Source organism: Gilliamella bombi (assembly GCF_900103255.1).
Classification (GTDB): domain Bacteria; phylum Pseudomonadota; class Gammaproteobacteria; order Enterobacterales; family Orbaceae; genus Gilliamella; species Gilliamella bombi.
Genome location: NZ_FMWS01000044.1, coordinates 1 through 13,421 on the forward strand (window position 1 = coordinate 1; position 13,421 = coordinate 13,421).

Below are 13,421 nucleotides of genomic sequence, written 5' to 3' on the forward strand. Positions count from 1 at the left end.
TCACATCATGCCGTCTAAAAAATAATCACGAAAGATCAACACGCCCTAATAAAGTTTATATAAAATGATAATGTTAGCGAAAAGCATACCGTTATTTTTAGATTAAACAAGCTATATTGAATCAATTATACATTTTATATTTTTCAATATGATTAACTATGCCTTACATAAATTGGGATATATTGACAGCTATCTTTTTGTGAAAAAGTTTCAGGTAACTATACGTTTCAGTATAAATATCTTGAAAATAGATAAGAAATCAAAAAAACGATTATCATTGTTCAATTGAAAAGTTGGATGTACTTACCACTCATAAAAGAAATATTACGTATTGTTGGCTAAACTCAAAATATGATTTATTACCGTTTTTGCTTGATGACTGTTTTTCCAACAAGTTGAACCTGATAATAACGTACTTTTGTTAAGAATTTCATCTAAACTAGCATTACGCAATTTATCGAAAGAATCGAAGTGCATATCTTCAAGTCTTTCAATAATTTTGGCATCCACGAATTTAAGCTCCATCAACCGCTGTCGTTCTGTTTCTGAAAAGGCAATATTATTCCCATTACGTTATATTAAATATGCTTTTAAAATAATGTATTTTTGTAGCTTTTTTAAGTAGGCGCCTATTAACATTTTATAGGCATAATGCTTTGTTATTAATAGATTTTATCGAGATTATATCATAACAACATTTTTATGCCTTTTCTTTTTATTACAAACTCAAGATCTTTTAATTACCTTGAAGAATTGCTAATAAATCCTCCGAAGTTTTAACTGCGTGAATTCGTGTTAGCGTATCTTCAGCAATCACAGCTCGGGTTAGTTGACGTAAAATATCTAAATGTTCATTGGTTTTTGCAGCAATACCAATGACAACATAAGCTATATTATTATCTTCGTCCCAATTAATTCCTTCAGGATAATATATGATTTTGATTCCAGTTTGGATAACGCTATCACGTTTTTCTGTTGTGCCGTGTGGAATGGCGATCCCGTTACCTAAAAAAGTTGAAATTTGGTTATCACGATCAAACATTGCTTGGGTATAGTCATCTTTGACTAACTTAGCTTGGATCATCTTTTCTGATACATGTTTAATTGCTTCTTTTTTAGAATAGGATCCAGTTACGATTGAAATATCATGTACTGTCAAATTTAATGTGCTCATTTCTATTCCTTACTAAAATGAATATACCGAAATAAATCGGTATATTTCTTGATTGATTAAACTGATTTTTTGGCAACTAATTGTCGATTTTGATGAATACGTACTAAACCTAATAAAATAGCGCCAACTAGTGCTCCTACGAAGATACAGCCTACCCATAAAAATGGTTTATTAACCAATGGCAGAACTAAAAATCCTCCATGTGGCGCTGGAACTTGAATTTGACATATGAATGTCAATACTGATGCAATTGCAGAAGATAACATCATAATTGGAATTACTCGCAAAGGATCCTTAGCCGCAAATGGGATTGCACCTTCTGTAATGTGTGTCGAACCTAAAACATAGTTAACAAGTCCAGCAGCACGTTCTTCTTCTGTGAAAGCTTTGCTGCGGAAAATAGTGGTAGAGAATGCAATAACAAAGGGTGGTACTATACAAGCAGCAGACACACCAGCCATGAAATAGAAATTTCCTTCACCTAACAACATAGTGCCAGTAACATACGCTGCTTTATTAACAGGACCACCAAAGTCAAACGAACACATTGCTCCAATAACAATACCGAGTAAAACAGGATTTGCAGATTGTAATGATTCAAGGAAAGATTTCATTCCATTATTAATACTTGCAATTGGACCACCAAGTAAAAACATACCTGCACCGATAACAAATACACCAATTAATGGCATAATAAAAATCGATTTAAGTCCTTCAAATGAACGAGGTAATCCATCTAACATTTTTTTGACATAAAGCATTAAATAGCCTGCTGCAAAGCCAGCTATAATTCCGCCTAAGAATCCTGCACCAGTAATGTTGGCAATTAAGCCACCAACAAAACCAGCCACCATACCAGGTTTTCCACCTATTGAATAGGCAATAAATCCAGTAAAGATTGGTACCATTATGCCAAATGCTTGCCCACCTATTTTCATTAACAATGCAGCAAATTCATTATATTGGGCATTATTAGGGTCGGCTGAATAGATTCCCCATAAAAATGATAAAGCAATTAGGACTCCACCAGCGACAACAAATGGTAGCATGTTTGACACACCACTCATTAAGTGTTTATAGATTTGGCGTCCAATCGATTCTTTTACTTCTACTTGGTTTGATGAAACTGTGTTATTAGTGCTATTTTGGGCGCCTTTACGAACAGGAACTGTACCTGACATAATTTTTTCGATTAGTGCTGCAGCCTTATGGATACCGTCTTTAACCGGTACTTCAAGCACGGGTAAACCATTAAAGCGATCTGGATTGACATCTTTATCTGCTGCAATAACAACGCCAATTGCATTGACAATATCAGCATCAGTAATGGCGTTATCAATACCACCTGCACCATTGGTTTCCACTTTTATTTCGACTCCAGCCTTTTGGGCCGCTGATTTTAAGGCCTCTTCAGCCATATAAGTATGCGCGATACCGGTTGGGCAGCCTGTAACGGCTAATATTTTTTTCATAACAATCTCCTTTACTTGATTAGGGTAACTTCAAGTTGATCCATATAAATATTGATTTTATTTAGTAAACCTAATCCGTCTGATTCTGCAACGTTAGCGCCTGTTGCTGATGCCTTTTTTATGGCTTTTTCAATATGTTGTTGTTCAGGTAGCCATTCACTAAGAAAAGCTGCTAGTGACGCATCACCGGCACAAGCCGAGCTAATTAATTTGATTTTTACAGCATTGCAAAACCAAATATTTGTCCCATTAGAAAAGTAAAGCCCTTTAGCGCCCATGGTTAATAAAATATTTCTCGCTCCTTGCGCATGAATATTTTCTAATGCAGCAATGACTTGTGGTTTTGTTTTCGTTTCAAAGCCAAAAATCTCTTTTACTTCATCATCATTAGGTTTAATTAATAGTGGTTTATAGGAGAGTAAATCACTTAATTTTGGGTGACTAATATCAAGGATAACTTGAATATTTTTTTTGTTGCATAAATTTAAAATAGCCTCGTAATATTCAGATTCAATATTATTTGGCAAGCTACCACTGATGACTAAATAACTATTGTTAACCAGTGATTCAATAATAGTTAGCATTTCTGTTTTTTTATCATTAGGTATAAACGGACCTTTACTGACTAATTTATATTCGTTTTCATTATCATTGATAAAAACATTAATACGCGTGATATCATCAATAAAACAGGGTTTTGTCTTGACCTGTATTTTCGTTAGTTCATCAATAATATATTTACCAGAAAATCCGCCAAAGAATCCTAATGCACAAGTGGGGCTATCAAATTTATGCAATACGATTGAAACATTGACTCCTTTGCCATTCGGGCTATATTCAGTATGAGAGGTTCTATTAACTGCATTAGGGTTAAGCCCTTGACAATGAATATTCATATCGATTGCAGTGTTAAGTGTTAATGTATAGATCATTATCTTGGCCTCTATAATTTGCCTGCACATCCACATGTTGTAATAATTTTTTTGACAATGTCTTTCATTGCTGCTTTTGCAGGTTTCATATAATGGCGGGGATCATTGGCATCGGGATGTTCAATAAAGTATTGTTTTAATGCATCTGAAAATGCAATTTTTAATTCTGTCGCAACATTTACTTTACAAATTCCACGCTTAATACACTCACGCACGTCTTTCTCTGGAACACCCGAAGCGCCATGTAGTACGAGAGGAATATCAACCATTGAGCGAATTTCTGATAAACGATCAAAATCCAGTTTTGGCTCTGATTTATAAAGACCATGTGCTGTACCAATGGCGATTGCGAGGGAGTCAATTCCTGTTTTTTCAATAAAATCTAAAGCTTGTTTTGGATTAGTATATAAAGCATCTTTATCATTAACGATTAAATCATCTTCAACGCCACCAAGGCGACCTAATTCAGCTTCAACACTAACATCGTAACGGTGAGCATATTCAACTACTTGTTTGACAATGGCGATATTTTCTTCATATGGAAAATGGGATCCATCAATCATGACCGATCTTACTCCAGCATTAATTTTACTGGTGATATCGTTATATTCTTCGTGATGATCTAAATGGACAGCTAATGGAATGTTATGCTTTTTTGATAAAGCATTTGCTATAGCAAGTATATTTTCTGTTTCTGCATAACTGTATGTACCAGGTGTACCAGCCAAAATAACGGGCGATTGTAATTCCGTTGCTGTTTCAACAACGACCTGCATAGTTTCTAAGTTATGGATATTAAAGGCAGGCACAGCATAATGTTCTGTTTGAGCCTTTTTTAGCATGTTATTACTTGAAATAATAGTCATATAACTTCTCCTTAATAATCTAATTCACTTTGTATTATGTTAGTAACTTTTGTTTTGAAAATTATTTCCATTAATTATGATTTCAAAACGAAAGTTAAGCTAGTAATAATCGCGTGAGTTAGATCACAAAAATTAACATTACTTTTAAAACGAAATAAAAAAGATTGATAAATTTTCGTTTTGATAGTTAACATGTATATGTAAAACGCTGTGGGATAAAAAATGCTAATTATTAATGGTATGATTTATAAGATAAAATTCTAATCATAGTTTGATGTTGACCTAATATATGATTAATTCTATTATCACTATCCTTAATTTTTATCTATGGCGTAGGAAATAAAATTGGCTAGAGCATCTTCAGGTTTATTAAAACGACGATTACAAATTGCAGAAATTGTTCGTAAGCAAGGTGAAGTTAAAGTTGATGAATTATCTGAATTGCTTCAGGTCTCAAATGTGACTATTCGTCAAGATTTAACTTATTTAGAGCAGCAAGGATATTTAAAGCGTTCTTTTGGTGGTGCAATTTATGTTACCCCTGAAGGTGTGTTTAATCAGCTAAGTGTTAATACACCAAGTTATATACAAAGTAATAGTTGTGATATTGAATTAGTTAAAACCTGTTTAAGTTATATTAGTGATGGCGATATATTGTTTTTAAGCCATGGAAATTTGATAAGAAAGTTGATTCCGTTTTTACATTGCAAAAAATCATTAATACTTATTATGAATGACATTAGCAATGCACAATTAGCGAAAGAGTTTACCGATGCTGAAGTAGTGCTTGTTGGTGGAGCCATACTGGAAGGGAATCTTTTGTTAGATAACAAAATGATCAATTTTATTTTGAACCAATTTTCTATATCGCATTTTGTTATCGAATTAAGTTCAATCAATACTGATAATCAATTGATTATTGAAAGTTTAGAACAGGTTAGAATTTATCAACAAATAATGAAAAAAGCAGCACATACAATTGGCATATTACCGCAACGTATTATTCATAATAATGATAATAGTATTGGAACTTTAGTTGATATTGATATGGTGATGTTATCAAGATCTGCTGTAACCGAGTATCATCAACAATTATTAGATGCTAATTTTGAGCAGCTTATTTCAAATAAATATTGTGTAACTTATCAAAACAAATTGGAGACATAATATGCGTTTTAAAATCTGCACGATAGGCGAACTGCTAGTTGAGTTTTTAGCAAAAGAACAAAATCAGCGTTTCGATCAAGCTGGGGAGTTTATCGGCCCTTTTGTTAGTGGCGCCCCTGCAATATTTGCAGATCAAGTTGCAAAATTAGGTTTTCCTGTTGTTTTTTTTAGTTGTGTAGGAAAAGATATTTTTGGAAAAATGTGCATCCATCGCCTTAAAAGTGATGGTGTCATTATTGATGGTATTACTCCACATAATAAGGCCAATACAGGTAGTGCGTTTGTTACTTATAAAGGTTCTAATGAAAGAGATTTTATTTTTAACATTCCAAATAGTGCATGTGGTTTACTTTCGTTTAACCATATTAATGAAAACTTATTAAGAGATTGTACTCATTTGCATGTAATGGGGTCATCGCTTTATTCATTTCGTGTGATTGATGCTATGAGAAAAGCATTGGATATCATCAAAAGTAAAGGTGGTACAATTTCATTTGATCCTAATCTACGCAAAGAAATGTTTGATATACCAGAAATGGAACAATCTTTCGATTATATTATGGAGTATACCGATATATTTTTACCTAGTGAAAGCGAAGTTAGCTATTTTATTAACAATAATGAAAATGAACAACAAACCATGTTTAAGTTGCTTAAAAAAGGTATTAAACATATTGTGGTAAAAGGGGGGGCTAAAGGAGCTAAATATTATGGACTTGATGAACAAGGTCATTTACAAAAACTTCATGTTGATGGATACAAGGTCAACTCGATAGATCCAACTGGTGCGGGAGATTGTTTCGGAGCAACATTTGTCAGTTTAATGTTAGCAGGTTACTCTGTTGAACAAGCTTTGCAATATGCTAATGCTAGTGGTGCTTTAGCCGTATCTAAAAAGGGTCCGATGGAAGGAACTTCTACATTAGCTGAACTAAAACATTTCCTTTTTCATACTTCAATTGAATAGTTATTAAAATTAATGTGATTATCGGAATTATAGGCAAAAAAAACCCAATAACAAAAGTTATTGGGAAAACATAAGGAATAGGAAAACAATGAAATAATGCATTGTCGAGACATAGTATGTACTTTTTTTTGAAGAAAGTCTGTAAAGATATGTGAATAATTGATTAAATAGTTCGTATCTATCATGTTAAATAAACGTAAAGGATAAGTTTTTTTAGATAAATATAGGTATTTCAAAATGTTATCTATAAAAACATCTCTAATAACGAATTCAAGAATAACTTGCCATGATCAGTTATCAGCCAGTTTTGTTTATCCTCAATTAAATAGTTCTTTTCAATGGCAATCGCTATTTGTTTTTCAATTGAGTGTAAAGGTAAATAAGTCCGTTGTTCAAATTCATGTTTAGGTGTTGGTTCAAAAAGTCTAAATCGATTCATAAAAAATTCAAAAGGCAATTCCTCTTTTGGAACTGTATAATATTTATCTAAATAACGTCCCTCTAAATACCCTTTTGGGTGACGAGTTTTTATGGTGCGAATAATTTTTCCATCAGGTTGCGTTAATTTACCATGAGCGCCACATCCAATGCCTAAATAGTCTCCAAATCGCCAATAATTTAAATTATGTTGGCATTGTAATCCTTCTTTAGCATAAGCAGAAGTTTCATATTGTTGGTAACCATTTTCAGTTAATAATTGATGACCTTGTTGATAAATTTCCCAAAGTTTATCATCATCAGGTAAAACTGGTGGTTTTGAACCAAATAGCGTATTTGGCTCAATCGTTAATTGATACCAAGATAAATGCGGTGGTGCAATAGCAATGGCTTGTTTTAGGTCATATAGAGCATCATCAATACTTTGATTTGGCAAACCATGCATTAAATCTAAATTAAAACTTCTTAAATCTAATGTTTTGGCAAGTTTTCCAGCTGTGATTGCTTCTTTGGGATCGTGTACCCGTCCTAATTTAACAAGTTTATCGGTTTGAAAACTTTGCACGCCAATTGATATTCGGTTTATACCCGCTTGCTGATAGCCATTAAATCTTTCTATATCAACAGAATTTGGGTTAGCTTCAATGGTGATTTCAGCATCCTTATGTATAGGGATGATCTTATTTATATTTGATAATAATTTATCAATCAACTCGGCTGAAAATAGACTAGGTGTACCTCCACCAATAAAGATTGAATGAATTGAGCGGTTTGAACAGAAAATAGTATCGTTTTGTAGGTCTTTAAGCAAATGCTCTACATAAGATTCATAATTTGGCGTTTTTTTTATGGTATGTGAATTAAAATCGCAATAGGGACATTTTTGTACGCACCATGGCATATGAATATATAAACTTAATGGGATTTTATACATAAACGTAGTGTTACCTGAAACTTTTTGACAAAAACAATTAGAGTGTTGTTTCACTATTTATAGTGCTTTATTTTACTCCAATTCTTTAAAAAATGCTTTTGCATCTATTATGTTTTTATTATTAACTTAAGAAGTATACAATTATCAATAAGTTGTTAAATTTATTATTTAGGAGTAAATATGAGTATATATAAAGAGATTTTAGAGAGTAGCTTATCAGGTGTATCCTTAAGCTCATCAATTAAACAATCAATTTATGGTGAACTGCCAATTTTAGTTATTAATCATAGCACTTGTTGTGCTGCTGTTGCATTACAAGGTGCACACTTATTATTTTGGCAACCATCTACTGAACAAACACCAGTTGTTTGGCTGAGTAACAAAACAAATTTTAAAAAAGGTGTAGCTATTCGAGGTGGAGTGCCTGTTTGTTGGCCTTGGTTTGGTCAGTTAGGCAATCCTTCTCATGGTTTTGCACGCATTGTCGAATGGACATTAGATTCATGTAAAGAGGACGAGCAAGGCGTTACCCTTGTTTTATCGCTCACTAATAATCCGCAGACAGAATCTTATTGTAGCAAACCTTTCTCGGTATCATTAAATCTTCATCTAGGTAAAACTTGTGAAGTTTCTTTAAGCTGCTCAGCAGACTTTGATGTAACTAGTGCTCTACATACTTATTTTGGAGTTGATAATATTGATAGTGTTGTAGTCAAAGGTTTAGGTGAAGCTTATCAAGAACGACTTGCTGCTGAAAACAAACCAGCGACTGTAGGCCAATTGACATTTAATCAAGAGGTCGATCGTATTTATACCAATGCAAGTAATCAAATCACTGTTACTGATGGCACTCGAACAATTCAATTAACCAATACTAATGTAAGTGATGTTGTTACTTGGAATCCATGGATAAATAAAGCTAAATCAATGGGAGATTTTGGTGATGATGAGTATAAATCTATGGTTTGTGTCGAAGCAGGTTGTATCACAAAACCATTAAAGTTATTACCGAATAAAAAATCAACTTATGGTTTTAAAATAGAATTGATCTAAGTGTGCATATAATATTCCATATACGTAATCAATATTTTACTGATTTGTAATATGATTAATTGATTGCGTTTAGAGGGATAACACTTTATAATCTCCAACGCTTTTTAAAGTACTAGTTTGATAGCCAATTACTGGGTCGCCTGTAATTGGTTTCTATTTTAAATAATTAAGAGAAATTAATATGTTTACATTCAAAGCTGAAGTTAGAAAAGAGCATGGTAAGGGTGCGAGCCGCCGCCTGCGTCACGCTGGTAAATTCCCAGCCATTATTTATGGTGGAACTGAACCTGCAGTCTCTGTTGTGCTTGATCACAACCAAGTTTTTAATATGCAAGAAAAACCAGAATTTTATTCTGAAGTGTTAACTATTGAAGTTGACGGAAAAGCAGTTAAAGTAAAAGTGCAAGCAGTACAACGTCATGCATTTAAACCAAAATTAGTTCATATGGATTTTGTACGAGCATAATTTGCTTATTGGGAAATTACCCAATAACTTGTTTCAAGCAAAAGGTCACCCAGAGGTGGCCTTTTTGTTTTAGAGTAAACAAAGGATAATGCCTATTACTATGATTTATCCTATTAATCGGGTGTACACCAACCATTCAACATAATAGAATAATTACATTATACCATCGTAGGAGAAAACCATGTCTGATATCCCAGCTTGCGATTTAGTTATTTTTGGTGCTAAAGGGGATTTGACAAGACGTAAATTATTACCGTCTTTATATCAATTAGAAAAGTACGGAAAACTACCTGAACAAACAAAGATTTTAGGCGTAGGGCGCGCTGATTGGGATCATGCCGCTTATTGTGAGGTAGCAAAAGAAGCACTAATCTCGTTTATGCCAGAACCGTTAGACGATAATATTTGGCAACGATTTAGCCAACGATTGGACTTTCATAAGCTAGATGTTAATGATAGTGCTGGTTTTGAAGGATTGAAAAATAAACTTGATTTGAATCATCCAGCTATTTTCTATTTTGCAATGCACCCGGGTGCTTTTGGGACTATTTGTCAAGGTTTAGCTGCTGCAGGATTAAATCAATCGCAAAACCGCATTGTGATGGAAAAACCACTTGGAACAGATCTCAAGTCATCTCGTGAAATCAATGATTCGGTGGCTAAATTCTTTAGTGAGTCGCAAGTTTATCGTATTGATCATTACTTAGGTAAAGAATCAGTATTAAACCTATTAGCCTTACGATTTGCTAATACAGTGTTTGCGTCATTTTGGGATCGTAATTCAATTGATCATGTTGAAATTACGGTAGCTGAACAAGTAGGTATTGAAGGCCGTTGGGGATATTTTGATAAAGCCGGTCAAATGCGTGATATGGTACAAAACCATTTATTACAAATATTAACCATGATTGCCATGTCCCCACCTGCTAATCTTGAAGATGATAGTTTGCGCAATGAAAAGATAGCTGTACTTAATGCGCTTAGACCAATTAACAAATCCAATATTCGTGAAAAAGTAGTTAGAGGGCAATATACAGCAGGTTTTGTTAATGGTGTTAATGTGCCGGGATATTTAGAAGAAGATGGCGCAAATCAAAAAAGTAATACTGAAACATTTGTTGCAATTCGAGTTGATATTGATAACTGGCGCTGGGCAGGTGTTCCTTTTTATTTACGTACTGGTAAGCGCTTACCAAGTAAATGTTCTGAAGTTGTAGTTTATTTCAAACCATTACCGCTTAATTTATTTAGTGAATTTTATCCAGAATTACCACAAAATAAATTGACGATTCGTTTACAACCTGATGAAGGTATGGATATTGAAATCCTAAATAAAGTACCAGGGTTGGATAGTAATCATAATTTACAAACCACTAAACTTGATTTAAGTTTCAGCGAAACTTTTCACCAACAAAGTGCTGATGCCTATGAGCGTTTATTACTTGAAGTTATGCGTGGGCGTCAAGCATTATTTGTTCATCGTAATGAAGTTGAAGCTGCATGGAAATGGGTTGATTCAATTATTAGTGCATGGGAATCAGAAAATGATGCCCCAAAAACCTACCAAGCCGGAACTTGGGGACCAGTCGCATCCGTTGCCTTAATCACTAAAGATGGGCATTCATGGCACGAATTTGAATAAAGGAAAAATAACTATGTTTACGTTAAATAAATATCAAAATAGTCAATTATTGATCGAAGATTTAACCTCACATATCGTCAATGAATTAAAACAGGCCATTGTACAAAAAGGACATGCTTCTATTGCTGTTTCGGGGGGGAAAACACCTATTCCATTATTTGTTTCACTAAGTCAACAAAATATAGAATGGAGCCGAGTTTTTATTACGTTGGTGGATGATAGATGGGTTGATGATACTGATGATGCTAGTAATGAAAAGTTAGTGAACACTTATCTATTACAAAATAATGCTAAATTGGCTAATTTTGTTGGTTTAAAAAACAGTTGTAATAATCCATTTGATGGTGCAGAAGTTACAGATAAACTTTTAGATAAAGTTCCGATGCCATTTGATGTAGTGATTTTAGGTATGGGAGAAGATGGGCATACTGCCTCATTATTCCCAGGCGCTGCTAATTTGGCTAGTGGTTTAGATATGAAATCTGGACGGAAAGTTGTTGGTATGACACCATTAACAGCACCACTAGATCGTATTACATTAACATTGCCAGCTATTTTAAATAGCAAAAATATCTACCTACATTTAGTTGGTGAAAGCAAATTGCGTGTATTAGAACAAGCCGAAAAAGATAATGATGTTAATCAAATGCCTATTCGTGCTGTTTTGCAGCAGGATAAAGTTAATATAACTGGGTTTTGGACCGTATCTTAAATTTTCCTCATTTTTTTGCCGACTTACGTCGGCAATGATTTTTTATGATAAACTTTGATTCCAAAGTACAGGATGAGTAGTGCTTTTATCTTACCAATTAATCCCCTGAGTTCTCTTTTATAGGCTTTTCAGCTTGTTTTGCTATTTTTGTTTTTCTTTTTCGGCTGGCTTTTTTCTTGGGTCTTTTAAATTGACCATAGTCAATAAGTTCGCCTGTTTCGTCATCAATCACGCCCCACTCTTGGCTACTATCTAAAATCGCCTTTTGTATCTCGGGTGGGTAATCTGATAGGGTGGTTTCTTTTGGTAGAGGTTTACCCGGTTTACCCGCTTGCCTGATCACTTTTGGCCAACGAGGTTGCCAGCATAGGCATTCCGACATAAAGTAACCCATAGTATAAAATGGCAATAAGATTAAAAAGACGGGGATTAACATTAAAATTATGATCACACTGGGGTTATTTTTTGCCAGATGGATCATGGGGCGAATATGCCCCTCAACACCATGAAAGGGCATGGGTAAATGGGTACTTAGGCGTGGTTTAGGCAGGTTTTTAGGACCGTCTTCCATATAACGGCGGATAAATTCCCACTCGTCTTTATAATCTTGAGGATCATAAGTGTTTTTGCCTACGCCTACGGACTGTGCAACTGGAAAGCCAGTTTTATAAGGGTGAAAGGAGAACACATTAACTAAGTTGGTACCGCCCATATCCGAGCCAGTCTCGCCAAAATTAGCGGGCATAATATGTTCCCATTTAAATACCGCAGTACCGCCACAATATTTAGGGCGTTGTACATACACTTGCCGTGTTACCCGATTAAACCGTACCCGAATATGGCGAAGCGTGAATAACTCCAAGCGACAGACATAACGGAAGTAGCGGATGCATAAGTAAGTGGAAACTAAAAATATAATTAAAAAAAATATTATTGCAAATATACCCGAGGCAACATTACCACGCTCATGATGATATAATTTGAGTAAAATATTTAATCCCAAATCTCCACTAGAATAAGGAATAAAAAATATAGCAAAACTAATCCAAGTAATAATCCCCCGAAAATTTTCAAACATCCCCCCCCGTATCTCTAAATAGCGATCGTTATAGGCATAATAAGGCCCTATCGGGCGTGGATTGTTACTGACCGACTCTTTAGTATAATCTTTGGCGACTTCTCTTAACTTCATATCACCACTAAAATAGCCCATTTTCAATTTTTTACGAGTTGCGGTTTTAATAGCACTACTTAACCAAAATAAATATTCACCAATATACATTAAAATGTCCCCTGAACTGCTTGATAAAACTCACTTAGCTCCTCGGTTAAGTCATCAAATTGATCACGTTTGGGATCTTTACTAAAACAGCAACGATCTAACCATTTTTGTAATGCATTATCGTCAAAGATGATTAAACATACGCTAACTGCAACAATAATTACTGAGGCATAAAAATAAACCAAGCCAACTGCAGCTTGAGCGCCAATATCTTCATGCCAAACTTGATCCTCGCCAAAAAAGTGGACAAAAGTTGCCTCTATGATATAAACAAAAATCATAGGAGACAAATATTATGGTCAAAAAATTTAGTATC

14 protein-coding genes are annotated in these 13,421 nt (G+C 34.2%); 6 read left to right on the plus strand and 8 right to left on the minus strand.

All coding sequences use genetic code 11. The features are described from left to right. Positions 1-324: 324 nt before the first annotated feature. The 5 genes from B9N71_RS08870 to B9N71_RS08890 form a co-directional block, all read right to left on the minus strand. Positions 325-510 carry a hypothetical protein gene (locus tag B9N71_RS08870; RefSeq protein ID WP_208610474.1) on the minus strand — a complete coding sequence of 62 codons (186 nt, stop codon included), beginning with the start codon at positions 508-510 and terminating at the stop codon, positions 325-327. A 226-nt stretch (positions 511-736) separates the two neighbouring features. Then, positions 737-1,174: a PTS mannitol transporter subunit IIA gene (locus B9N71_RS08875; RefSeq protein WP_085165612.1), complete on the minus strand. Its 438-nt coding sequence runs from the start codon at positions 1,172-1,174 to the stop codon at positions 737-739. Positions 1,175-1,230: 56 nt separating this feature from the next. Beyond that, positions 1,231-2,646, minus strand: a complete 1,416-nt coding sequence (locus tag B9N71_RS08880) for a PTS fructose transporter subunit IIC (RefSeq protein WP_085165615.1) — start codon at positions 2,644-2,646, stop codon at positions 1,231-1,233. A gap of 11 nt (positions 2,647-2,657) precedes the next feature. Then, positions 2,658-3,578 (minus strand): 1-phosphofructokinase, encoded by a 921-nt coding sequence (gene pfkB / locus B9N71_RS08885; protein WP_065590357.1) that lies wholly within the window; start codon positions 3,576-3,578, stop codon positions 2,658-2,660. 11 nt (positions 3,579-3,589) lie between these two features. Then, entirely contained in the window at positions 3,590-4,444 is an 855-nt protein-coding gene (locus B9N71_RS08890) for a tagatose bisphosphate family class II aldolase (RefSeq protein WP_034910211.1), read from the minus strand. A 345-nt stretch (positions 4,445-4,789) separates the two neighbouring features. Between B9N71_RS08890 and B9N71_RS08895 the strand changes: the two genes are divergently transcribed. Further along, positions 4,790-5,611: a DeoR/GlpR family DNA-binding transcription regulator gene (locus tag B9N71_RS08895; RefSeq protein ID WP_085165617.1), complete on the plus strand. Its 822-nt coding sequence runs from the start codon at positions 4,790-4,792 to the stop codon at positions 5,609-5,611. 1 nt (position 5,612) lies between these two features. Then, positions 5,613-6,578 carry a sugar kinase gene (locus B9N71_RS08900; protein ID WP_085165619.1) on the plus strand — a complete coding sequence of 322 codons (966 nt, stop codon included), beginning with the start codon at positions 5,613-5,615 and terminating at the stop codon, positions 6,576-6,578. A gap of 244 nt (positions 6,579-6,822) precedes the next feature. Here B9N71_RS08900 and hemW read toward each other — a convergent pair whose 3' ends face one another. After that, positions 6,823-7,950, minus strand: a complete 1,128-nt coding sequence (hemW, locus tag B9N71_RS08905; protein ID WP_085165621.1) for a radical SAM family heme chaperone HemW — start codon at positions 7,948-7,950, stop codon at positions 6,823-6,825. Between the two features lie 180 nt (positions 7,951-8,130). Here hemW and B9N71_RS08910 point away from each other — a divergent pair, with 180 nt between their 5' ends. The 4 genes from B9N71_RS08910 to pgl all read left to right on the plus strand — a co-directional run bounded on the left by B9N71_RS08910 (position 8,131) and on the right by pgl (position 11,823). Further along, entirely contained in the window at positions 8,131-9,003 is an 873-nt protein-coding gene (locus B9N71_RS08910) for a D-hexose-6-phosphate mutarotase (protein WP_085165623.1), read from the plus strand. A 181-nt stretch (positions 9,004-9,184) separates the two neighbouring features. Next, complete coding sequence (rplY, locus tag B9N71_RS08915) at positions 9,185-9,469, plus strand: 50S ribosomal protein L25 (protein WP_034910200.1); 285 nt, start codon at positions 9,185-9,187, stop codon at positions 9,467-9,469. 181 nt (positions 9,470-9,650) lie between these two features. Further along, the gene (gene zwf, locus B9N71_RS08920; protein ID WP_085165625.1) at positions 9,651-11,111 is read left to right on the plus strand and encodes a glucose-6-phosphate dehydrogenase; all 1,461 of its coding nucleotides are present in this window, start codon (positions 9,651-9,653) and stop codon (positions 11,109-11,111) included. A gap of 13 nt (positions 11,112-11,124) precedes the next feature. Next, entirely contained in the window at positions 11,125-11,823 is a 699-nt protein-coding gene (pgl, locus tag B9N71_RS08925) for a 6-phosphogluconolactonase (protein ID WP_065590364.1), read from the plus strand. 97 nt (positions 11,824-11,920) lie between these two features. On the opposite strand, the gene B9N71_RS08930 is transcribed toward pgl, so the two are convergent. After that, positions 11,921-13,105 carry a DUF6708 domain-containing protein gene (locus B9N71_RS08930; protein WP_085165627.1) on the minus strand — a complete coding sequence of 395 codons (1,185 nt, stop codon included), beginning with the start codon at positions 13,103-13,105 and terminating at the stop codon, positions 11,921-11,923. Then, entirely contained in the window at positions 13,105-13,386 is a 282-nt protein-coding gene (locus tag B9N71_RS08935; RefSeq protein ID WP_085165629.1) for a hypothetical protein, read from the minus strand. The genes B9N71_RS08930 and B9N71_RS08935 overlap by 1 nt, the downstream gene beginning before the upstream one ends. Between the last annotated feature and the right edge of the window lie 35 nt (positions 13,387-13,421).

Coding starts and splice junctions, on each gene's coding strand:
- B9N71_RS08875 (WP_085165612.1), bottom strand. CDS start 1,174: ATGAGCACATTAAATTTGACAGTACATGATATTTCAATCGTAACTGGA.
- B9N71_RS08880 (WP_085165615.1), bottom strand. CDS start 2,646: ATGAAAAAAATATTAGCCGTTACAGGCTGCCCAACCGGTATCGCGCAT.
- pfkB (WP_065590357.1), bottom strand. CDS start 3,578: ATGATCTATACATTAACACTTAACACTGCAATCGATATGAATATTCAT.
- B9N71_RS08890 (WP_034910211.1), bottom strand. CDS start 4,444: ATGACTATTATTTCAAGTAATAACATGCTAAAAAAGGCTCAAACAGAA.
- B9N71_RS08900 (WP_085165619.1), top strand. CDS start 5,613: ATGCGTTTTAAAATCTGCACGATAGGCGAACTGCTAGTTGAGTTTTTA.
- hemW (WP_085165621.1), bottom strand. CDS start 7,950: ATGTATAAAATCCCATTAAGTTTATATATTCATATGCCATGGTGCGTA.
- B9N71_RS08910 (WP_085165623.1), top strand. CDS start 8,131: ATGAGTATATATAAAGAGATTTTAGAGAGTAGCTTATCAGGTGTATCC.
- rplY (WP_034910200.1), top strand. CDS start 9,185: ATGTTTACATTCAAAGCTGAAGTTAGAAAAGAGCATGGTAAGGGTGCG.
- zwf (WP_085165625.1), top strand. CDS start 9,651: ATGTCTGATATCCCAGCTTGCGATTTAGTTATTTTTGGTGCTAAAGGG.
- pgl (WP_065590364.1), top strand. CDS start 11,125: ATGTTTACGTTAAATAAATATCAAAATAGTCAATTATTGATCGAAGAT.
- B9N71_RS08930 (WP_085165627.1), bottom strand. CDS start 13,105: ATGTATATTGGTGAATATTTATTTTGGTTAAGTAGTGCTATTAAAACC.
- B9N71_RS08935 (WP_085165629.1), bottom strand. CDS start 13,386: ATGATTTTTGTTTATATCATAGAGGCAACTTTTGTCCACTTTTTTGGC.